Raw genomic sequence first — 21,165 nt, forward strand, 5'->3', positions numbered from 1 at the left:
TGGAAAACTGGGTTTGCAGGTTAAATCCATGCAGGCCCTACAATGTTGAAGTTAAGCCTGGAGGGAAATAATTGGGAGGCGAAGGAAATGAGGCCGGATATCCTGTCCATTCACACGATGTAGTGATAATCGGGGCAGGACTTACCGGGCTTCGGGCAGCGATTGAAATTGTGGATCAGGGACTTGATACAGCCGTAATTTCCAAGGTGCACCCTCTTCGCTCCCATTCCGTGGCAGCCCAGGGAGGGATAAACGCAGCATTAGGGAATGCCGTAGCCGAGGATTCCTGGGAAGCGCATGCCTTTGATACGGTCAGAGGTTCGGATTACCTGGCTGACCAGGATGCCGTGGAAATCATGTGTAAACACGCACCTGCTGCAGTAATAGAACTTGAGCATTTCGGAACCGTTTTTTCCAGGTTTCCTGACGGCAGGATAGCCCAGAGGCCTTTTGGGGGAGGCATGTTCCCAAGAACCTGTTATGCTGCAGACCGGACCGGGCATAATATTCTGCACTCGCTTTATGAACAGCTTATGGGTAGGGAGAGAGGAGAAAACCGGCAGATGGGCAGGCTTAGCTTTTATGACGAGTTTTTTGTAACTACCTTGGTAAAGCTTGGGGATGTTCCTTTTGAAACTGGTTCCGGAAAAGAGGAAAGGTGTGTGGGCTGTACGGCACTGAATATCGCTGACGGGAGCCTGCACGGTTTTACCTGTCATTCCCTGCTCCTTGCGACTGGCGGTTTTGGGCGGCTTTTTGACCGTTCCACAAATTCCCTGATTAATACAGGGGATGGCGCATCGCTGGCGCTTCGGGCAGGCGTGCCTTTAGAGGACATGGAGTTCGTGCAGTTTCACCCGACCACCCTTTACGGCACAAATATCCTGATCACGGAAGGGGCAAGAGGGGAAGGAGGTTATCTTCTGAATAACAGGAACGAGCGCTTCATGCAGAAATACGCTCCTGCCTCAATGGAACTTGCCCCAAGGGATATTGTTGCGAGAGCCATCCAGCAGGAGATCGAGGAGGGCAGAGGATTTGAGGGCGGTTACGTGCTCCTTGACCTCAGGCACCTGAATGAAGAGAAAATTGCAGAACGGCTGCCTGGAATAAGGCTTATCTGCCTCGACTTTGCAGGCATCGACCCTGTTGAAGCTCCGATTCCGGTACAGCCAGGCCAGCACTATTCCATGGGAGGAATTTCGGCAGGCAATTCTCTGGCAACCGAACTGCGCGGGCTATATGCGGCAGGAGAATGCGCCTGCATAAGCGTGCATGGGGCAAATCGGCTAGGGGGCAATTCCCTTCTTGAGGCCGTGGTTTTCGGCAAGCTCGCAGGGCAGGAGATCGGAAAGTCATTCCCGGGCTCTGGCTGGGACAGGAAAGGGGCTGAGAAGGCTGTCCTTCAAAACCTGCATGAAGAAGATGCACGGATAAAAACCCTGCTTGCCAGGAAATCCGGGGTCAAAATGCCCGGCCTCAGGGATGAACTGAAGAAAACGATGTTTGAGTATTTCGGAGTTTTTCGGGAAGGAAAGAGGATGGAAAAAGGGCTGGAAAAGCTCCTCGAACTCAAAAGCAGCTTCCCTGAAGTTTATATCAATAACAGGTCCGGGTCATTCAATTATGCACTTATCTACACCCTTGAACTTGGGGGATTATTTGACATTGCAGAAGCTGTTGCAAGGGGGGCTATTTCCAGGCAGGAAAGCCGTGGATCCCATTCAAGGGTTGATTACCCTCACAGGGATGACAAGAACTTTCTTTTCCATACGCTCTACAGGCTAAAAGACGGAAAACCTGTGCTTGAACCCCTGCCTGTAAGGGCTGGCAGGTTCCCGATAAAGGAGCGTGTATACTGATGAGATTGAAGGTATTCCGTTTTGACAGGGAAACAGGGGAGTCCCGTTACGATACCTTTGAAATCGAACCCTCAGCGGGGATGACGGTTCTTTCTGCGTTGTTCAAAATCCAGGAAGAACTCGATGATTCCCTTGCCTTCCGCTACTCCTGCAGGGGAGCAGTTTGCGGGAGTTGCGCGATGCTGATTAATAAGATACCCGGGCTTGCCTGCCGGGTCCGGATAGAATCCCTTCTCAAAGGGGAAGGGAAGATAAAACTGAGACCCTTTCCGGGGATGGAAGAGACTGTTTCCTGGGATCCCGAAGATGAGGTACTTGTAGAGCCTCTTCCTTCCCTGCCCAAAGTGAAGGACCTTATAGTGGATATGGACAAATTCTTCGAGTTTTACAGGGCAGTAGAGCCGACATTTAAACCGGCTTCAAAGCCTCTGGAGAGGGAGCGGCTCATGCAGCCCGATGCCGTAAAACAACTTGAAATGTACACAAACTGTGTACTCTGTGCAGCCTGCGTGAGTGCCTGTCCTGTCTCGGGAAAAGAAAAGGATTTCCTGGGCCCTGCTGCTCTTGCCAAGCTTTACCGGTTTCATATCGATCCTCGCGAACCCGATGACAAATCGAGGCTCATGCTTGCTAACAGTAAGTCCGGCTGGTGGGGCTGTGAATTCCATGCCAACTGCAGGGCTGTCTGCCCGAAAGGTGTTCCCCCGATTGAGGGAATAGGAAAGGCCAGGAAGGAGCTCAAAAAGTCAGGAAAGACACCTGAGCAAAAATTCTGAAGCTTTCAAAGGAGATTTTCTGAGGTGAATATATTAATCTGAAAACCAGGGTCGAGATGGATTCCCTGGGGGAAATGGAAGTTCCGGCCGACGCTTATTATGGCATCCAGACCCAGCGGGCTCTCTGTAATTTCCCTGTAAGCGGGCACAGGGCAAGGCCTGAGTTCGTAAGGGCATATATTCTTATAAAAAAGGCAGCAGCACTTACCAATCTGGAACTCGGAGCGCTTGACAGGGATAGAGGAAATGCCATTGTATCGGCAGCCGATGAAGTGCTTTCCGAGCTTGCAGGGCGGTATTCGGACCAGTTTCCGGTGGACGTTTTTCAGGCAGGAGCAGGCACTTCTTTTAACATGAACATTAACGAAGTGCTTGCGAACCGGGCCCTGGAAATTCTTGGCCGAGACCGGGGAGATTATGGCTTTCTCAGCCCTAATGACCACGTAAACAGGGCCCAGTCAACCAATGATACCTTTCCAACCGCTTCCTGCATAGCTGTGATTTTTGCGGCTGACAAGCTTCTTGATGTGCTTGCCTCTCTTTCGGAAGCTTTTCGGGCAAAAGCCGTGGAATTTTCGGGAATTCCCAAGTCAGGCCGGACGCATCTTATGGATGCCCTACCTGTGACCCTGGGCGATGAGTTCGGAGCTTATTCGGCTGCGCTGCTGAGAGCTTCGAGCAGGATAGAAGAGCGAAGAAACGATCTCCTTGAGCTTCCCTTAGGAGGAACTGCAACCGGAACAGGGGCAAATACCTATCCGGGGTATCGGGAGCTTGTAATCTCGAAACTCTCCGAGCTCTGTAAGTTGCCTCTTCGAAAGGCAACTGATAGTTTCGAAGTCCTGCAGAGCCGGTCCCAGTTTGCAGCCTTTTCAGGAGCCCTTCGAGAACTTGCGCTTGAACTTATAAGGATAGCCAATGACCTCAGGCTCCTTAATGCCGGCCCAACTACCGGCATTTCCGAAATCGAGCTTCCGGCTGTACAGCCTGGCTCGTCCATGATGCCGGGAAAGTACAATCCTGTGATGGCTGAGTGCCTGGATATGATCGGGTTCCAGATTGTGGGCAATGACACCGCGGTGGCTCTTGCAGCCCAGGCCGGTCAACTTGAGCTCAATGTTATGACCCCTGTAATAACTTCCAACATTCTGATCTCGATTACCCTGCTCACAAATTATCTGCCGGTTTTCCAGAAGCGCTGTGTGGAGGGAATTAAGGCGCATGAAGACAGGTGCAGGGCTTACCTTGAACTAAATCCGATTCTTGTAACCTTCCTTGCTCCAAAAATCGGATATATAAAGGCTGCGGAGATCGCAAAAGAGGTGCTGGATAAGAAAATGCCTGTAAAGGAAGTTCTGATAGCGAGGGGGCTTTTGAGCAAAGAAGAAGCTGACGAATTATTCAGAATTGAAAAATTATTGTGAAAAATTATTATAATACTCCTGACTCCTGAATAAACAGAAAGGTATCAGCCTGGTATCTACAGGAAGATTTGATTCCTGAATGTAAAGAAGGGCATTTGAACCAGGTGCATAGTAAGACCGTTTTATTGAAGTTTCAAAGCCTGCTTTTAACAGGTACAGGCCTTTAGTAGACTTATAAGGTTCATTTGTTGAGAAGCAGTAGTGAGATAAGCGTTAAAGTAAAAAGGTGCTTAAAAGAGGTTAAAATATTAAAATGGAATTAAATCGGTAAAGTGAATTAAAAATGTAAAGTGAATTAAAAGTGTAAAGTGAATAAATCGGTAAAGTGAATTAAAAGTGTAAAATGAGAATACAGGCTTTTAAACGAGACTAAAAGCTTTCAAATCAGATAAGTTATAAAGTGAAGAAAGGACTTAAGGCGCCCTCAGTTAAGGTACCCTTTTCGTTCAAGCCACTCGATCTGGGGCCTTGTATATTTCCAGGTAACGTCGGCTTTGGAATCCTGAACTTCCCAGGGGTTTGCTATAACTACATCGCCTTCGCGAATCCACATTTTCTTGTTCTTTGATCCGGGTATTCGGCCCATTCGGACTACACCGTCCATACACTGCAATGTGACTCTTTTTGAACCAAGTAAACTTGATACTGTTGCCAGAACTTCGTTTCTGTCCTTGCGAGGGGTGCGTACCCTTGTTATTTCCGGGGTATCTCCTGCACCTACCGGTTTATTTGATCCTACTTTTCTCTTTCTGATAGTGCTTCTGTAATTAGCCAGGTTAATTCCTCCAATACTGGTTTCTTGTTTCGATAGTTCCAATCTCGAACATTTTTTCGCTGTTTTTATTCTCAATTCGCCTTTTTTTGATTTCCTAAAAATCCCCCGAAAAAAGGCAAAAAACAAAGAGAATAAAAATAAATAGTAAATTTGAATTGAGTATCAATCAAGATTCGCCTTATAATTGACTGAATCATATAATTAACACTCAACACAGACTATTCTTAGAATCTCCTGTGGTTAGGCAGGCAGTCTCTACAGTAGACCGGCCGTCCTTCTGTCGGTTTGAACGGAACTTCTGTCTCAACACCGCAGTCAGAACAGGTCACTTTTGTCATTTCCCTGGGGCCGCTGTTGCCGCCTCTGAAACCTCCGCGGTTGCTGTCTCTGTTGCCGCCACGGTAAGAATTTCCTCTGTCATTAAAACCCATTTTCGTTTCACCTCCGCTTATAGCGGGTAATAATAGGGTAAAAATAAGATTGTATAAAATTTATTGATTAAAAACAAAAATGAGTTTTTAATAACAGATTATACGTCTCTTTATTTTAACTGCATCCACATAGTTATTTAATTATATAAAATTTTCTATGAACGGATGGCTTGAAGAATAGAAATATTTAATATATAAATAAAGGAGGGAAAAATTTTTTGAAAAATAAACGCTGGTAAATGCGGAATTTTCTCGGCATGATTTAAAAGGGTTAAAAGTTCAAATTATAACTCATTAAGAAGTAAAACCTTCCAATTGTTAAATGAAAGAGTATTATCCAGTAAAGAGATTAATTTGATAAAGAGATTAATTCAATGAAGAGATCAATTTGATAAAGAGATTAATTCAATAAAGAAATTATCCGATAAAGACCTTTTTAATAAAGAGTGCTATAAAAGAAGGGGTCCGTTTGGTCTGCTCAAGCTAAACTAAACGGACATAATCTGTAAAGTGAAATTTTTTGAGCAAACCCGGTATTAGTACCTGTTTTCTCTGGGTTTCCTGTGGTTAGGAAGACACTCTCTGCAGTAGACTGGTCTGTCAGGGTCAGGCCTGAAAGGTACCTGAGTTTCAGCGCCACAGTCAGAGCAGGTTGCGTTGTGCATTTCCCTGGGAGCTCCGAAACCTCCGCGGTTGCTGTCTCTTCCCCGGAAGGAATTTCCTCTGTCATTAAAAGCCATTTTCTTTTCACCTCCGCTTACAGCGGATAGTCAATAGTTTAAAAATAAGGCTGTATATTACTCTTTGATTAAAAACAGAAACTAGTTTTTAATAACAGATTATACATCTCTTTATTTTTAATGCTCTTAGTATACAGTCAAATTATATAAGTTTTACTCATAAAAATCGGGATCAGGCAGAAAGACTTCCTACTTAAAAGCTGCTTCTGTCTAAACTCAACTCTCAGAATTCTTTGCAGGCAATCCCTTACTGACTGAGATTATAACTGCCAGTCGAACTCCATCAGCCTGATGAGAAAAATTGAGAGGTTAACTGGTAAGTTAGCGAAATTAAAGGCAAGTTGAAGAAATTAAAGGTTGAAGAGGTTAAAGGTAGTTTAAGGGGTTAAGCAAGTTGAAGAGGGTAAAGGTAAGCTGAAGGGGTTAAGCAGGTCAAAGAGGTTAAAGGTAAGCTGAAGAGCTTAAAAGCGAGTTAAAAGTAAGTCGAGATGATTAAAGATAAGCTGGAAAGATTAAAAGCAGGTCCAGGGATTTAACGGTAAGTGCTTGAAGAAAGAACATGGAGAGGGAGAAAGGTTTAACCGAAAGCTGGTTAAAACCGGAGTATAATCAGGATGATATGGTTTTGTCAAAATTCACTGCGTTATCTCGGGTACTTATTTAAGGTACCCTTTTCTCTCAAGCCATTCAACCTGAGGTCTTGTGTACTTCCAGATCACATCGGCTTTGGAATCCTGAATTTCCCAGGGAGCAGCGATTACTACATCTCCCTCGTGGATCCACATTTTCTTGTTTTTGGACCCTGGAATCCGGCCCATTCGGACTACACCGTCCATACACTGCAATGTGACCCTTTTTGAGCCTAAAAGGCTTCCTACGGTTGCCAGAACTTCGTGATTTTCTTTTCGCGGAGTACGTACCCTTGTTACTTCCTGAGTAGCGGGCACGGAGCTTCCGGTTCCTGCTTTTCTCTTCCTTATATTGCTTCTATAGTTCGCCAGGTTAATTCCTCGTATTGTTACTAATTTAGTTTATTTTATTACGATTTGCTTCTGTTTGATCAGGTTTTTCAAACTTTCTGCGCCTGTGGATGCTTCAGGTACTCTTACTTGAAGGTTCATAAATGAATAGGAATTAAAGAACCTCTAAGAAATCCGGAGCCTCTGAATAATCCTGAACCTCAGGAAACTTTTAAATTTTAAAGGTTTTTCAAGAACCTTAATTTACTCCTCAGTCCATGGACTGATAGCTTGATTCAAAACCCTTTAATGCATTTTTATATTAGTTAAACAAATTATAAAAATGCATGTAAATGGTATTTATACCCCCACTGAACGAATAAACTTGAAATATTTATAGTTAAGTATTTATAAAAATGCTGGCTCTGATGCCCTTCACCTATCATAAGGTAAAGAGCATAAAATAAAAAGTGGAACAGGTGTTGATATAATGAACTTATAGATCAACACTTCACTAAGAATTTTAATTTAGAATTTCCTGTGGTTAGGCAGGCAGTCTCTACAGTAAACTGGCCGTCCTTCTGTCGGTTTGAATGGAACTTCTGTCTCAACACCGCAGTCAGAACAGATAACTTTATGCATTTCCCTGGGGCCGCTGTTACCGCCTCTGAAACCTCCGCGGTTACTGTTACCTCCTCGGTTACCGCCACGGAAGGAATTTCCTCTGTCATTAAAACCCATTTTCGTTTCACCTCCGCTTATAGCGGATACATGTACTCGATAAAAACATGATCGGATATAACTTATTATTTAAAAACAAAAATGGAGTTTTTAATAACAGATTATATGTCTCATTATTTTTACTAAAAGTATAACCCTTTTTATGCTATATAAGACTAATCCATGATAAGCGGAAAAAATATGAGCGGCTCCCCCAGAAAAAAAGGGTCTTACGTGATCGGTTGTATGTAAGAATAAAAGGAGTTTGGAAACCCTGTTACAGGAAGGTTTCCAATGATATGATTATAACCGAAAATTTGGAATTTCTGGATTTATAACTTCCTGTGGTTTGGTAGGCAGTCTCTGCAGTAAACCGGTCTTCCTTCAGCTGGCTTGAATGGGACCTGAGTCTCTACACCACAGTCAGAACAAACTGCGGGGTACATTTCCCTGGGGCCGCTGTTTCCGCCTCTGAAACCTCCACGGTTGTTGTCTCTGTTTCCCCGGTTGCTGTCTCTTCCCCTGAAAGAGCTCCCTCTGTCACTAAAACTCATTTTCATTTCACCTCCGCTTATAGCGGATACAGTCTAGGTTGCTATAAAAATAAGATCTATACATTCTTTTATTAAAAACAAAAATGAAGTTTTTAATAACAGATTATATGACTCTTTATTTTTACTGCCAATATGGCAGTGGCTCTCATCTTATATAAATGTATCTGGAAAAAGTCCGGAATTATAGCAGTAAAAACCTTCAAACAAAGGAAAACATTCTGGGTCTTCAGCCACCGTTTTAATCAAAAAGCGTCATTATAACAGCCAGATCTGGGAGCTGTTTTTTAGGGGATACCAGATAGATATAAACCTGTAAAAAATGGGCTAAAATTTGCTGATTATGCTTATAAAAAGGCAATAAATTCTAAAATATAAATAAATACTGAATAAAAGATAATAATAAAAGTAAAGTAAGGTAAAATAAGGTGAAAAAAGGTAAAATAAAGATGTGTAAAATCGTAAATTGATGAATTCCTGTTACTTGCTTTTACCGGCAATTAGATTTGAGGTCTGCGGAACTGTATGCATTTAAATCTTTTCAGGGTTTTTGAAATTACTTTCTTCACTTTTCTCTTCTTTTCAATCCGATCAGTTTCATATTTTTTACCTGGCACTTAAAAGTATAGATCTCAGCATCGTATATTCAATCCGTGCAGGGCTCGGGACAATTTTTACAGATGTGGTCAGATTTACAGGTTCAGGAAACCTGTAAATCCCTGAAATGGTTTCTCAATAATTTCCCAATGTTCTCAATAATTTCTCAACGTTCTCAATGGTTTATCAATGATTTCTCAATAGTTCTCAATGGTCTCTCTTTTCATTCTAACCCCGGAAGTAATAGGGCTTAACCTCAACGGCAGAAATACCTGAAATAAGCCTGAATTAATCCGAAACAATCGACTCGAATCCGAAGTCTATTAGCAGAATTCTCCTGAGAAACAACGAGCTAAAAAATAAGAAAGATATTTCAGGCAGCCCCTGAAACCGCCCTCAGGAACTGTCTGAAAGATTCTTCGGTATAAGGAATCTAACCCTCATTCTCACGGTATCCGACACCGTCTTGCTACCGCTACATTCCGAGTTTTCATTCCCGCAGTCGATCCTTACAGGTCTGACCTGCAGGTTTGAGTCCCTACAGAGAAATACGGCAACCGTAACTTCTGTTGCCTTGCAACTGCCCCTCCTTAAATATATCAGGGCCGCAGGACAGGTTGTCTGTACGGGATTCGTTAGCGGCTCCTGCTGTAGTAGTTCCGGAAGGAATCGGAGTACGCGACGTTATTATAACAGCAGCAGACGCCGCAGCTTTAGTTTGAACTTCCCTAAAGTTCACTTTTTCTCAACTTTTCGAAGTATTCACCCGTTTTTGAATTTTCCTTCTTATTTTTTAAGATCTTTATTCCTTAAGCTCTAAAGATCTTTAAGTTCCCGTTTTGTCGCTTCCCTACTTTTGACTTTACTTTCTAGGGAGGCAAGCTGGGACTAAATCTCATATTGTAAAATTAGAATATAAGTATACTTTTTCCAATAGTCTATACCTCGCTATGGATTGAGGTTTTTAAAACTTGATGATACTTTATCTCCCTTTATAAAAGATGAAGAAAACTCGAAATTTAAAACTAATATCTAGTAATTCTTATATTATTGAAATGAGGGCCAGGGAGCGCACCAGAGGGGTTTCAATCGTTACCTGACCTCTTATTATCGCTTATATTTGTTAAAATTACTCAAAAAGTAAATGAATCGATAAATTCTTTCTAACAGCCCCGGGTGTCAATATTCAACCTCAAAATATCATAAAGGCCCCTGAATAAGCTGCCAGAGATTGAGATAGACCTGAATTCATATTAGAGACGGGCACATTTCTAGTTATGCATCCATCTCTTCTGAAAGAGACATCAAAAAATAAAACCTAAAATTTCGGGAACTGAATGATGGCCTGAGAGCAAAGGAATTTGGGAGCTAAAAGAAATTTGCGAACTGAGGGATAATTCGGGAACTGAGGGACAGTCCGGAAGAATTTGATGGGGGGATATATTATAAGGCATAGAATATGCATATTATTTATGGATGATTCGGGATTCGGAACCTTCATCCGCGGACGGAAAGGCACTTCTTCCTCTCTATACTATCACATTTATAGGAACTCTCGGATTCGGGGTTATTCTAACTTTTCTTGTTTTTCTTGTGACAGACTACGGGGGAAATGCATTGATTTACGGCCTGCTTGCCTCGACATATCCGGCCTTTCAACTCATCGGGGCCCCTATCCTGGGGCGGTGGTCTGACCTTTACGGCAGAAAAAAGATCCTGTTACTGAGCCAGCTTGGAACCCTTATCGCCTGGGTAATCTTTCTTGCCGCTCTGTTCCTGCCGGTAATCCCTTTGATGGAGGTAAAATCCGAGCTTCTCGGCATCTTTACGGTTACCCTCCCTCTGCTTGCGCTGTTTTTCGCAAGGGCTCTTGACGGTGCTACCGGGGGAAATATATCCGTGGCAAACGCCTACCTTGCCGACCTGACATCTGAGGAAGATCGGAACAAGAATTACGGCCGGATGTCGGTTGCCTCCAATCTGGGATATGTGGTCGGCCCTGCTCTTGCAGGCGTTCTCGGAACAACCATCTACGGTGAACTTCTTCCTGTATCTGCAGCCCTGCTTATTTCGGTTGCAGGAACGCTTATCGTGCTTTTTCTTCTTCCGGATTCGAAGCCCTGTGCAATTGAAAGGTATCCTGAGCCTGAAAGCCTAAGAAAAGTGCTCGGACAGGAACAGAAGGAATGCTATCAGGTTAAGGGAGAAAAAAGGATAACCTTCGGTGAGGTCTTCAAGCTTGAATACATTCCTTTTATGCTGTTACTGTATTTCCTGATCTTCCTCGGCTTTAATATCTATTATACTGCGTTTCCCATCTTTGCAGTTGCCACCCTTGAATGGGATCCTGCCGAACTTGGAATTTATTTTTCCGTGATTAGTGCCCTTATGGCGTTTGTGCAGGGCCCGGTTCTTGCAAGACTTGCCAAAAGATATCGCGAATCGACTCTGGTCGTTGCAGGCGGCTTCATCCTTGGCATGCAGTTCATCCTGCTGGTCCCCGGAAACTTTTTCCTGATATATATGGCAGCCGTCTTTTTTGCGCTTGGAAACGGAGTCATGTGGCCCTGCGTCCTCTCGATCCTCTCGAAATTTGCAGGCAACAAATATCAGGGCTCGGTACAGGGGTTTGCCATGAGTGCAAGCAGCCTTGCAAGTATTATAGGATTGCTTGCAGGAGGCCTGCTTTACACACAGGTCGGAGCAATTTCCTTCCTGATCGCAGCCGCAATCATATACGCGGTCGTCTTCCTCTCTTTCAGGCTTGTAAAAATCGAAAAACAGAGACTGGCGGAAACTAAGATCGAAAATCTTTGAGCTGAAGTTTTAGGTAGCAATTTAATTTATAAGACCGGTGGACAATTTAAGAATCCATAATCTGTACCCGTGAAAAACCGAAAAACACGAAATATGGATGCGATTGAGCGTGTGTTGGGCGAACCCCCAGGTTCCTTATACCGTATAGATAAAGTGGTGGAAATGTGGGCGACCACACTGAGAGATGATACCTAGAACAGAAGGAACGTGACTGAAATGATGGCCAACAATCACATTATCAACGAAATGGAGAAGCCAATAATAAGTGAAAAAATCCCTTTCACGCAAGAAAAAGAAACGACTCTCATGACCCTGTATACCCGGGCCGTGCAGAGCCAGAGGCAGAATCCTATCTTGCCGGACAAGTGGGCAGAGGACGGGGGCAGCCTCATTGGGTACGACTTCAGCAAATTCGGAGGGGGCAAGATCGGGGCGATGATTACCGCAATTAGAGCGAAGAAGTTCAATCTGTTGGCGACCCAATATCTCGCTGCAAGTAATCTGACGCTCAATACGTGGCCAGTTCGCCCTGGGAGGATGGCATGAAGCGCCCTACTGAACCACGCATTCCGCCCGTCGACATGGCATCGATGACCGAGAGCCAGCGTGTCCTCGCTGGGATCGGCGCGTCAAACGTCATTAGGACGCTCGTTCGCCACGAGGACCTGTTGACGTCGTGGAGCCTACTCGGTGAGATGTTGCTCTTCAGAGGTCGGCTGTCCCCCAAGGATCGCGAGTTGGCGTGCGGGTCGCACTCCGCACCGAGTGCGAGTACGAATGGGCGAATCACACCCTGGGCGCGCTCGGAGCTGGTGCAACCAAGGCCGAGATCGAGGGGCTGTCCAATGGGTCGGCATCGTGGTCTGACGCCGACGCTGCACTTTTCTGTGCGGTCGACGAACTGTGTTCGGACGACTGCATATCGGACGACACCTGGGCGGCGTTGAAAGCGACTCGTGACGACGTGCAGATAATCGAGATCATCTTCGTCGTCGGGTACTATCGGATGACGGCTGGCTTCCTGAACTCGGTCGGAGTACAGCCTGAGCCAGGCAGGCCGCATCTTGGGCAGCTTCCAGCCCTCAGCGCAGTCAGCCCTCAGCGATCGCCAGCGTCCAGGCGGTCCGAGACAGACATCACTGGCGGGGCAACAACCAATACGGAAAAGCGCACCGCGTTAGACGGAACGTGGCAGGTCGTTTTTCACCATCCGGCCGCCGACCTGGATCTAACGATCGTGATGGACACGAGAAACGGGGGGATTTCCGGCTCGGTGACGAGCTCGTCGCAGGGAACTAGCGTGAAGATTGTCGAGGGTAAAGTCGAAGGTAATCGGTTCTCGTTCAAGGCACCGATGACCACGCCGGTGCATATGGATATCAGATGCGAAGGGATTGTGGACGGCGACTTGATCTCGGGCCACGTCACGGTCCAAGGTGCAGGGATCTTTCCCTTCAGCGGGACCCGCATTTGAATCTTGCTGAGACTAATGCGTACTGAGACTGCTCCGTAAATCGAGATAGGTAAGGAAGCTGAATATCTCCCCTGGTCGGAGACTCCAGCTTCATCGGCAGGTTGCCCAGCATAGAGCAGGTTCTCGTATGTGACGATATCGTAGTCCCTCCACCTCGTTTACCTGTCCGAATGCTGAACGCCCGATTTCCATAGGGGGTTGCCATCGTATCAGTAAAGGTGAATATAAATGACAAATAAAAATCCACCTTACATAAAAAAAGAAGCAGTGTTCTTTACCCTGTACACTAAAAATGGAAATAAAAAAGAAACTTTTTTCAACAAGAGCTTATAGAATGAGTTCCAGAAGACATCAAAAATAGAAAAGTAGTGTTTTTCTATCTGCTTTAAATAATGAGCCAGTCGTAGGAGCAAATATCGTGGAATGGCCTGTAACCTCTGGGGATTATGTAATAGGGGATGTAAATTCAAGCGTAGCCGTGGTAACGCTTGCTTCTGATTACAGGAGCTGGGACCTGAAAAACTATGCAATTTGCGGAACCTGTTTTTCCGAAAACTTCGGGATTGAGAAAATAATTGTCAATGTGCTTGCAAACCCAAAAATAAGCTGCCTGATCGTCTGCGGAGAAGAAAGTGCCCACCTGTCAGGCCAGTCCCTGATCGCACTTGCCGAAAACGGAGTCTCCACAATGGCAGGCTCACGAAAAATCATTGGTTCACAGGCCCCCCTTCCCTATTTAAACGAAATCCCGATGACTGCAATCTCCCGCTTCCTGAAAGAAATAAAAGTGATAGACCTGGTAGGGAATAAAGATCCGACTGCCATCCAGAAGGCAATCGACTCCTGCACAGGCCCTCAGAGAAGCGAGGCTCATATCATCTCAATGCCTGAAGTTGATGATAAAACCTGGAAAAAGTATGAGAAACTGGTGAAGCAGAACGTGATGTCAAAATTAAAAAAAGGATGATTAAAATTAAAAAAGGATAACTAAAAAAAGGGCAACTAAAAAAATGATTGAAGGATAAATAAAAGAATAACTGTAAAGTGCCGTCCGTTTCTTCATTTACTTCTATTTCTCAATACGGCCCTTGCGGATCATACTTTAAATCGGTTACGGTTATATCTATATATTCCAGATCGCCTTCTTTTAAATTCCAGACGCCTGCCCCTTTTATGGGAAGCCTCAGTCCCTCGAATTCGCCGTATCCTCGAATGGGAGTAAACCAGTTTTCCAGTTCAAATTTATTGTTGCCCATATCCCTGTAACGCGGAGCCGTGAAATTTGTCAATTTCCCTTGGCCGTCGAAATACATGGTCGCTGTTACGCTTTTGCCCATATCCCTCAAGGTTACTCTCACCGAACTTGCATCAATGGATTCAAAAGAAATGTTTTCTCCTAAAAATGCTGATGGGAACCACATCATTTCAAAGGTAACGCATCATTGCTCCCTGGTCCATTTTTCGCCTCCGGAATCCGCAACCGTGAATAATGAAAGCGCCTTCACCAGAATATTGCCCCTGCCTTCCATGTAATAATCTCTCACTCGCATGAGAGGCAAACCAAAAACTTTCATATACGCAATCCACACAAAACCCGGCGGGCTTACGGAAAAGTATTCTTTAGCAACAAAGTTTATCCACGGTTGGGTGGCATCTTTCCGGATTTTTCCAACCTGCTTGAGCCGTACCGTTTGAACCATCGGCTTGCCAACCACTCCCGAATACGTAAGATATCTTTTTACCGGATCCGGCAGTTTTTGCAGCATCTCTCCAGTGACAATAACCTGCTTTCGACCTTGAGGCTGCGTAAACACTCTTTTGATTTCGCTGCTAAGAGTCGATGCAGCAATGAAAAATATATTTGAAGCAATAGCTTCAGCATGTCTGATTCCCATTTGTATTTTTGCCATTGAGTGAACTGGCGATTTATATATCTTAAGGGTACGGCCTGTATCCGGGACTGAGTATTTAAAAAGACAATTTCCGAAAAATGACTCCTGCACTTTTAATAGATTTCCTTAACTCTTCCGACCTGGCCATTAGTTAACTGGACTTTTATTCCATGCGGATGAGTTGAAGAGTTGGTTAAAATTCTTTTTACAACGCCCTGGGTGATTTTTCCGGTTCTCTGGTCTTCTTTTAAGACAATGCCTACACTCATCCCTTCTTTAATGTTTGCTCTGGTAGTACCGTTGTTCATGGCAGAAGGTAAGTATGGAGTTATATAAAGATGTGCGTTTGAAAAATAAATTTTGGATTGATAAAAGTACAACTGTACTGCTATATCCCGGACGTTCTTGTCCCGCTCGCGAAGCGAAGCGGCTTTTTCTGATAGATACTACAAAAGAGAAAAAAAGCCTATAACACTACTGAATGGTATTGATATTCGTAAAAAAACTCTAACTTATTTATACAAATGAATTTAATATGTGATGAAGTTTTCCTAATCATAATAAAAGCCCACTAATTATGATGATGCGCAATGGTTAAACTCAACGAATCTGAGACGCGGAAAATGCTCATAAATCCAATGCTTGTCGCTGCAGGATGGAGTATTGTTCCTTACGATAAGATGAAAGGACAGAATAATTATGATAATTGTGCAATTAGAGAGTATCCAACTGATTATGGACCTGCCGATTATGCGCTTTGTGTCGGGGGAAAAATTCTCGGAATTGTTGAGGCAAAGAAGGAAGAATCTGGCATACAGAGCGTTTTAACGCAGGCTGAAAGGTATTCACGCGGGATTCCGAATAATCCTTTTAATTTTAATGGGTATCGAGTTCCTTTTTTATATTCAACAAATGGAAAACAGATCCAGCACCATGATGTTCGTTATCCTTTTAGCCGTTCGAGGCCAATAATCGGGTTTCACACGCCTCAGGCTCTAGTTGAAAAACTAAATTATGACTTTGAAGAGCAAAGTACCAAATTTTTCGATATATCCAATAACACAAGAATGAGGCATTATCAGTGTGAGGCATGTGATGCAATAGGGCATGCTATTGTTGATCGTAAACGGACAATGCTGGTTGCAATGGCAACCGGAACCGGGAAGACATTTACGATTGTTAATCTTATTTACCGTTTAATGAAAGCAGGTCTCGCAAAAAGAGTTCTATTTCTTGTTGATAGGAGAGCACTTGCTGCACAGGCCGTAAGAGCATTTTCATCTTTTGAAACTGAGCAGGGTTTAAAATTTGACAAAACCTATGAAGTCTACAGCCAACGGTTCCAAAGAGGCGACCTGGATGAAAATGAGTCTTTTGATTCAAACTTGATCCCTGAAGCTTACCTTACAAACCCAAAACCAGAACACAGCTTTGTATACGTATCCACAATTCAGCGGATGAGTATCAATCTCTTTGGAAAAGCTTCTGAGCTCGCATGCAGTGATGAGCCCGAAGATGAAGACGCAAAGAAGCTCGACATTCCAATACACGCTTTTGACCTGATCATAGCTGACGAATGCCACAGGGGCTATTCTACACAGGAAGTTTCGGTGTGGCGGAATACTCTTGATCACTTTGATGCGATTCGAGTAGGGCTTACAGCTACACCAGCTGCTCACACTTCCGCTTATTTTAAAGATATCGTTTATAAGTATGGATATGAGCAGGCTGTCAGGGATGGGTATCTGGTTGACTATGATATTGTTGCACTGGAATCTAATGTTCGCATGAACGGAATCTTTCTCCGCGAGGGTGAAGTAGTTGATGCTATAGATCCCGATTCAGGAAATCTTGTGGTTGAAGTGCTTGAAGATGAGCGTGAATTCCCGGCTGAGAAAATAGAACGAGAGATCACAAACATTGACTCAAACAGGAAAATCCTTGAAGAGATTAAACGTTACGCAGAAGATCACGAAGAAAAGTACGGGCGCTTTCCGAAAACCCTGATTTTTGCAGTACAGGATCTACCTGGTAACTTATCCCATGCTGACCGGATTGTTGATCTTGCAAGGGATATCTTTGGCAGAGGCGACGCTTTTGTGCAGAAGATAACAGGCAAGGTTGACAGGCCTTTGCAGAGAATCAGAGAATTCAGGAACCGAAAAGAGCCGGGAATAGCTGTCACGGTTGATCTCCTATCAACAGGAGTTGATGTTCCTGATATCGAATTTATTGTCTTTTTGCGTGCTGTTAAGTCCCGTATCCTTTTTGAACAGATGATTGGACGCGGTACACGTAAAGGGGAGCATTATCCAGATAAGTCACATTTTGTTGTTTTCGATTGCTTTGGAGGAACCCTTGTTGATTATTTCAAGGGGGTTACAGGTGTGACCGCCGAACCTCCAAAAAAAGAAGTGAAGCCGATAAAAAAGGTTATCGAAGACATATGGAATAATCGGGACAGGGCTTATAATGCACGCGCTCTGACAAAGCGGCTCAACAGAATCGATAAGGAAATGAGTGGGGAAGCCAGGGACATGTTCAGTGCTTTCGTAGAAAAAGGTGATCTTAACCGCTTTGCGATCTCGCTCGAAAGGAATCTCTCAGAAGATTTTACAGGAACTATGAAAATACTCCGAAATCCTGATTTTTTGAACCTGCTTGAGAATTATCCACGCCCACCAAAAACTTTCCTTGTGGATTATGCAATAAGGGACGTGATTTCATCTACCTGGATAGTTAGGGATGCTGCCGGTAATGAATATAAGCCGAAGGACTATCTGAATATCTTTTCAGACTTTGTAAAACAGAATTCCGAAAAAATTGCCGCAATAGGCATCCTTCTTGACCGCCCTCAAGATTGGAGTACTGATGCTCTTGGAGAGCTAAAAGAAAAACTCGAATCTTCTCAGCAGCGGTTTACGATTGAGAATCTGCAAAGAGCCCATAAGGTGAGCTACAACAAGGCGCTTGTAGATATTATTTCAATGATCAAGCACGCTGCCCGTGAAGAAGAGGTACTTTTAACGGCTGAAGAGCGTGTCAATCTTGCTTTTGAAAGGGTAACCGTGGGAAAACATTTTACACCTGATCAGCATTTATGGCTTGGCCGGATCAGAGAGCATTTGATTGCAAATCTCTCCATCGATAAAGAGGATTTTGATTACATTCCTGTGTTTTCCGACTACGGTGGATGGAATAAGGCTAACCGTATTTTTGAAGGCCAGCTTTCGAGTTTGATTTCAGAATTTAACAGGGCAGTTGCAGCATGAGTGATATTGTACAGAAATTATGGGGTTTTTGCCACACTTTACGGCATGAAGGTATAGATTACGGCGATTATATCGAGCAAATTACATACCTGCTTTTTTTAAAAATGGCAGACGAGCGGGGAATTAAACTCCCCAAGGCCTGTGACTGGCAATCCCTGAAGGAAAAATCGGGAACTGACCTCACGGATCATTATAATGACGCTCTGCGGAAACTTGGTAAAGAAGAGGATCTTCTTGGGGATATCTTTGCAGGTGCTCTCTCGCGTTTTCATAACCCTGTAAGCCTTAAAAAGATCATTTCGCTTATCGATGAAACCGAGTGGACAGGACTTGATATCGATGTCAAAGCTATGGCTTTTGAGGGCCTTCTGGAAAAAGCGGCAAGCGAAGGCAAGAAAGGTGCAGGGCAGTACTTTACTCCGAGAATTGTAATCCAGACAATAGTTCGGTGCACAAAACCCGACCCCCGCAGTCATCGGGATTTTTCAATTATGGATCCAGCATGCGGAACCGGCGGCTTTCTGGTCTGCGCCTACGAATGGCTGAAAACTATAACCGCAGGCGGAGCCTTTGACCGCGACCTGGCAAAACTCATCCGCAACAGCACCTATTTCGGGCAGGAACTCGTGGAACGCCCGCGCAGGCTTGCGCTTATGAACCTCTACCTTCACGGAATCGAGCCTGAAATCAAACTGGGAGATTCGATCTATGAAATCCCTGATTCGATGAGATTTGATGTGGTGCTCACCAATCCGCCTTTCGGGACAAAAGGCGCAAATCAGGCCCCTGTCCGTGAAGATTTCGTTATCGAAACTTCAAACAAACAGCTCAATTTCATCCAGCACGTCATGACCATTTTAAAACCCGGAGGCAGAGCCGCAATCGTCGTGCCTGACAATGTGCTTTTTGCCGACCAGGCAGGAGAGGTTTTCAAGGTGCTCTGTGAAGACTGCGACCTCCATACAGTCCTGCGCCTTCCGGACGGCACATTCACCCCTTATTCCCCTGGCACGAAAACCAATGTGATCTTTTTCACGAAAGGCATCCCCACAGACCAGACCTGGGTCTACGACTGCCGGACCAACGTCCCGAAGATCACAAAAAAAGACCGCCCGCTCACAAAAGAACATTTTGCGGAATTTGAAAAGTGCTTCGGTCCTGATCCCAACGGCAGGGCAAAACGTGAAGAAAAAGATTCCCAGGAAGACCGCTGGCGCAGTTTCCACGTCTCCGAACTCAAAGCCCATGACTTTAAAATCGATTCCCTGAAGTGGCTCAGGGACGATTCCTTAAGCGACACCGACGGCCTGCCCGATCCTGAAGAGCTTGCAGCCGAGGCAATTGACGAGCTTGAAGCAGCGCTGGGCGAACTGAATGCTATTCTTGATTTGATGGGGAATGGGTATGCAGCAGAAGAGTGAACTGCCGGAAGGGTGGATTGAAACCAGACTTGATGAGATCTCAATCAAAATAACTGATGGGACACATCATTCTCCACCAAATAGTCCTGAAGGCGACTTCAAGTATATCACTGCAAAAAATATTAAAAATGATGGAATTAATTTGGAGAACTTGACTTTTGTCTCATCTGAGGTTCATAATGAAATTTATTCTCGCTGTAATCCTGAATATGGAGATTTATTATTAATTAAAGATGGAGCGACAACGGGAATAGCCACATTAAATAATTTGACTGAGCCTTTTAGCATGTTATCTAGTGTAGCTTTGCTAAAGTTTCCAGATACAATTTCAAATAAATATATTATGTATTATATCAGGTCTCCTGATTTTCAAACTAATATTTCGGAGAAAATGGGAGGCGTTGCAATTACTAGATTGACGCTGAAAAAGATATCAAGCATGGTTGTTGCACTCCCTTCTCTCCCCGAACAGCACCGCATCGTTTCAGCTATTGAAGCACTTTTCGCCCGTCTGGATGCAACAAATAAGAAGCTTGACAGGGTGCAGGAGGTTTTGAAGAAGTTTCGGCAATCGGTGCTTGCGGCTGCTTGTAATGGGAGGATAACTGAAGAATGGAGGAAAGATAATCCTGATATTGAACCAATTTCTTCACTGATTCGTCATATGCAATATTCCGAAAAAAATCTAAAAAGCCATGCAAATTACAAAGTAAAAAAAATAGATGAATCAGAATTACCCGAGTTATCATCAAAATGGGAATGGTATTCGATTATTAGTGTATCCAATAGAGTAACGGTTGGTCATGTAGGACCAATGAAAGATGAATATATCGAAGAAGGGATACCTTTTCTACGATCTCAAAATGTTAGAGAAAATCGTTATGATCCCTCTGGATTAAAATATATCTCTCCTGAATTTCATGATAAGATTAAAAAATCGGCACTTGAACCAAATGATTTAGTAGTCGTAAGATCAGGTAATGTAGGAGTTTCTTGTGTAATTCCCGATTATTTGAAAGAAGCGAACTGTTCAGATTTAGTCGTTGTAAAACAACCTTTTGGATTTGTTTCAGAATATGGTTCATATTACCTTAATTCAATAGCCAAATCAACAATTGAATTAAATAAAGTCGGTATTGCGCTATCTCATTTTAATACCCAATCTGTAGCTAATCTGCCAATTCCTCTCCCACCCCTCCCCGAACAGCATGAAATTGTCCGGCGTGTTGATGCCCTCTTTGCCTTTGCCGATTCGATTGAAGCAAAAGTTGCAGCGGCAAGAGAAAAAACAGAAAAACTAAGGCAGTCCATTCTTGAAAAGGCTTTTTCCGGGGAACTTGTTGAGACAGAGGCTGAGATTGCAAGAAGAGAAGGCAGGGATTATGAGACGGCTGAGGTTTTGCTTGAGAAGATAAAGAAAGAGAAGAAGAAGAGCGGGAAAAAGAAATAGACCT

General features: G+C 44.1%; 18 protein-coding genes and 1 pseudogene. 10 read left to right on the plus strand and 9 right to left on the minus strand.

What is annotated here, in order from left to right; all coding sequences use genetic code 11:
- Positions 1-71 precede the first annotated feature (71 nt).
- Genes ACPK8D_RS06705 through ACPK8D_RS06715 form a run of 3 tightly spaced genes read left to right on the plus strand, consistent with a single transcriptional unit; the run spans position 72 to position 4,062 of the window.
- Positions 72-1,862: an FAD-binding protein gene (locus ACPK8D_RS06705; protein ID WP_424717066.1), complete on the plus strand. Its 1,791-nt coding sequence runs from the start codon at positions 72-74 to the stop codon at positions 1,860-1,862.
- Positions 1,862-2,638, plus strand: coding sequence for a succinate dehydrogenase/fumarate reductase iron-sulfur subunit (locus ACPK8D_RS06710; RefSeq protein ID WP_424717067.1), 777 nt, complete (start codon positions 1,862-1,864; stop codon positions 2,636-2,638). Before ACPK8D_RS06705 ends, ACPK8D_RS06710 begins: the two co-directional genes overlap by 1 nt.
- 38 nt (positions 2,639-2,676) lie before the next feature.
- A complete protein-coding gene (locus ACPK8D_RS06715) occupies positions 2,677-4,062 on the plus strand; it encodes an aspartate ammonia-lyase (protein ID WP_424717157.1) in 1,386 nt (461 codons plus the stop codon).
- A 424-nt stretch (positions 4,063-4,486) separates the two neighbouring features.
- On the opposite strand, the gene eif1A (ACPK8D_RS06720) is transcribed toward ACPK8D_RS06715, so the two are convergent.
- From eif1A (ACPK8D_RS06720) to ACPK8D_RS06745, 6 genes are all read right to left on the minus strand, one after another.
- Positions 4,487-4,816 (minus strand): translation initiation factor eIF-1A, encoded by a 330-nt coding sequence (eif1A, locus tag ACPK8D_RS06720; protein WP_424717158.1) that lies wholly within the window; start codon positions 4,814-4,816, stop codon positions 4,487-4,489.
- 245 nt (positions 4,817-5,061) lie between these two features.
- Positions 5,062-5,268 (minus strand): CxxC-x17-CxxC domain-containing protein, encoded by a 207-nt coding sequence (locus ACPK8D_RS06725; RefSeq protein WP_424717068.1) that lies wholly within the window; start codon positions 5,266-5,268, stop codon positions 5,062-5,064.
- A 536-nt stretch (positions 5,269-5,804) separates the two neighbouring features.
- Positions 5,805-6,008: a CxxC-x17-CxxC domain-containing protein gene (locus ACPK8D_RS06730; RefSeq protein WP_424717069.1), complete on the minus strand. Its 204-nt coding sequence runs from the start codon at positions 6,006-6,008 to the stop codon at positions 5,805-5,807.
- A 656-nt stretch (positions 6,009-6,664) separates the two neighbouring features.
- The gene (eif1A, locus tag ACPK8D_RS06735; RefSeq protein ID WP_424717159.1) at positions 6,665-6,988 is read right to left on the minus strand and encodes a translation initiation factor eIF-1A; all 324 of its coding nucleotides are present in this window, start codon (positions 6,986-6,988) and stop codon (positions 6,665-6,667) included.
- Between the two features lie 507 nt (positions 6,989-7,495).
- Complete coding sequence (locus ACPK8D_RS06740; RefSeq protein ID WP_424717070.1) at positions 7,496-7,708, minus strand: CxxC-x17-CxxC domain-containing protein; 213 nt, start codon at positions 7,706-7,708, stop codon at positions 7,496-7,498.
- Positions 7,709-8,019: 311 nt separating this feature from the next.
- Positions 8,020-8,241 carry a CxxC-x17-CxxC domain-containing protein gene (locus ACPK8D_RS06745; RefSeq protein WP_424717071.1) on the minus strand — a complete coding sequence of 74 codons (222 nt, stop codon included), beginning with the start codon at positions 8,239-8,241 and terminating at the stop codon, positions 8,020-8,022.
- Positions 8,242-10,311: 2,070 nt separating this feature from the next.
- On the opposite strand from ACPK8D_RS06745, the gene ACPK8D_RS06750 reads away from it, so the two are divergent.
- From ACPK8D_RS06750 to ACPK8D_RS06760, 3 genes are all read left to right on the plus strand, one after another.
- Complete coding sequence (locus ACPK8D_RS06750) at positions 10,312-11,652, plus strand: MFS transporter (RefSeq protein ID WP_424717072.1); 1,341 nt, start codon at positions 10,312-10,314, stop codon at positions 11,650-11,652.
- A 207-nt stretch (positions 11,653-11,859) separates the two neighbouring features.
- A complete protein-coding gene (locus ACPK8D_RS06755) occupies positions 11,860-12,198 on the plus strand; it encodes a hypothetical protein (protein WP_424717073.1) in 339 nt (112 codons plus the stop codon).
- 196 nt (positions 12,199-12,394) lie between these two features.
- Positions 12,395-13,126 (plus strand): carboxymuconolactone decarboxylase family protein, encoded by a 732-nt coding sequence (locus ACPK8D_RS06760; RefSeq protein WP_424717074.1) that lies wholly within the window; start codon positions 12,395-12,397, stop codon positions 13,124-13,126.
- Here ACPK8D_RS06760 and ACPK8D_RS06765 read toward each other — a convergent pair.
- Positions 13,107-13,361: a hypothetical protein gene (locus ACPK8D_RS06765; RefSeq protein WP_424717075.1), complete on the minus strand. Its 255-nt coding sequence runs from the start codon at positions 13,359-13,361 to the stop codon at positions 13,107-13,109. The genes ACPK8D_RS06760 and ACPK8D_RS06765 overlap by 20 nt on opposite strands.
- A 183-nt stretch (positions 13,362-13,544) precedes the next feature.
- Here ACPK8D_RS06765 and ACPK8D_RS06770 point away from each other — a divergent pair, with 183 nt between their 5' ends.
- Positions 13,545-14,093 (plus strand): tetrahydromethanopterin S-methyltransferase subunit A, encoded by a 549-nt coding sequence (locus ACPK8D_RS06770; RefSeq protein ID WP_424717076.1) that lies wholly within the window; start codon positions 13,545-13,547, stop codon positions 14,091-14,093.
- A gap of 109 nt (positions 14,094-14,202) precedes the next feature.
- Here ACPK8D_RS06770 and ACPK8D_RS06775 read toward each other — a convergent pair.
- Together ACPK8D_RS06775 and ACPK8D_RS06780 are read right to left on the minus strand one after the other, a co-directional pair.
- Positions 14,203-15,036, minus strand: a pseudogene (locus ACPK8D_RS06775) (DUF6544 family protein).
- A 95-nt stretch (positions 15,037-15,131) separates the two neighbouring features.
- A complete protein-coding gene (locus tag ACPK8D_RS06780) occupies positions 15,132-15,326 on the minus strand; it encodes a YwbE family protein (protein ID WP_424717077.1) in 195 nt (64 codons plus the stop codon).
- Between the two features lie 315 nt (positions 15,327-15,641).
- Between ACPK8D_RS06780 and ACPK8D_RS06785 the strand changes: the two genes are divergently transcribed.
- Genes ACPK8D_RS06785 through ACPK8D_RS06795 form a run of 3 tightly spaced genes read left to right on the plus strand, consistent with a single transcriptional unit; the run spans position 15,642 to position 21,161 of the window.
- Positions 15,642-18,290 carry a type I restriction-modification enzyme R subunit C-terminal domain-containing protein gene (locus ACPK8D_RS06785; protein WP_424717078.1) on the plus strand — a complete coding sequence of 883 codons (2,649 nt, stop codon included), beginning with the start codon at positions 15,642-15,644 and terminating at the stop codon, positions 18,288-18,290.
- A complete protein-coding gene (locus ACPK8D_RS06790; protein WP_424717079.1) occupies positions 18,287-19,711 on the plus strand; it encodes an N-6 DNA methylase in 1,425 nt (474 codons plus the stop codon). The genes ACPK8D_RS06785 and ACPK8D_RS06790 overlap by 4 nt, the downstream gene beginning before the upstream one ends.
- A complete protein-coding gene (locus ACPK8D_RS06795) occupies positions 19,695-21,161 on the plus strand; it encodes a restriction endonuclease subunit S (RefSeq protein WP_424717080.1) in 1,467 nt (488 codons plus the stop codon). Before ACPK8D_RS06790 ends, ACPK8D_RS06795 begins: the two co-directional genes overlap by 17 nt.
- Positions 21,162-21,165 lie beyond the last annotated feature (4 nt).

The organism is Methanosarcina sp. (genome assembly GCF_049706645.1).
In the GTDB taxonomy this organism is placed as follows: domain Archaea; phylum Halobacteriota; class Methanosarcinia; order Methanosarcinales; family Methanosarcinaceae; genus Methanosarcina.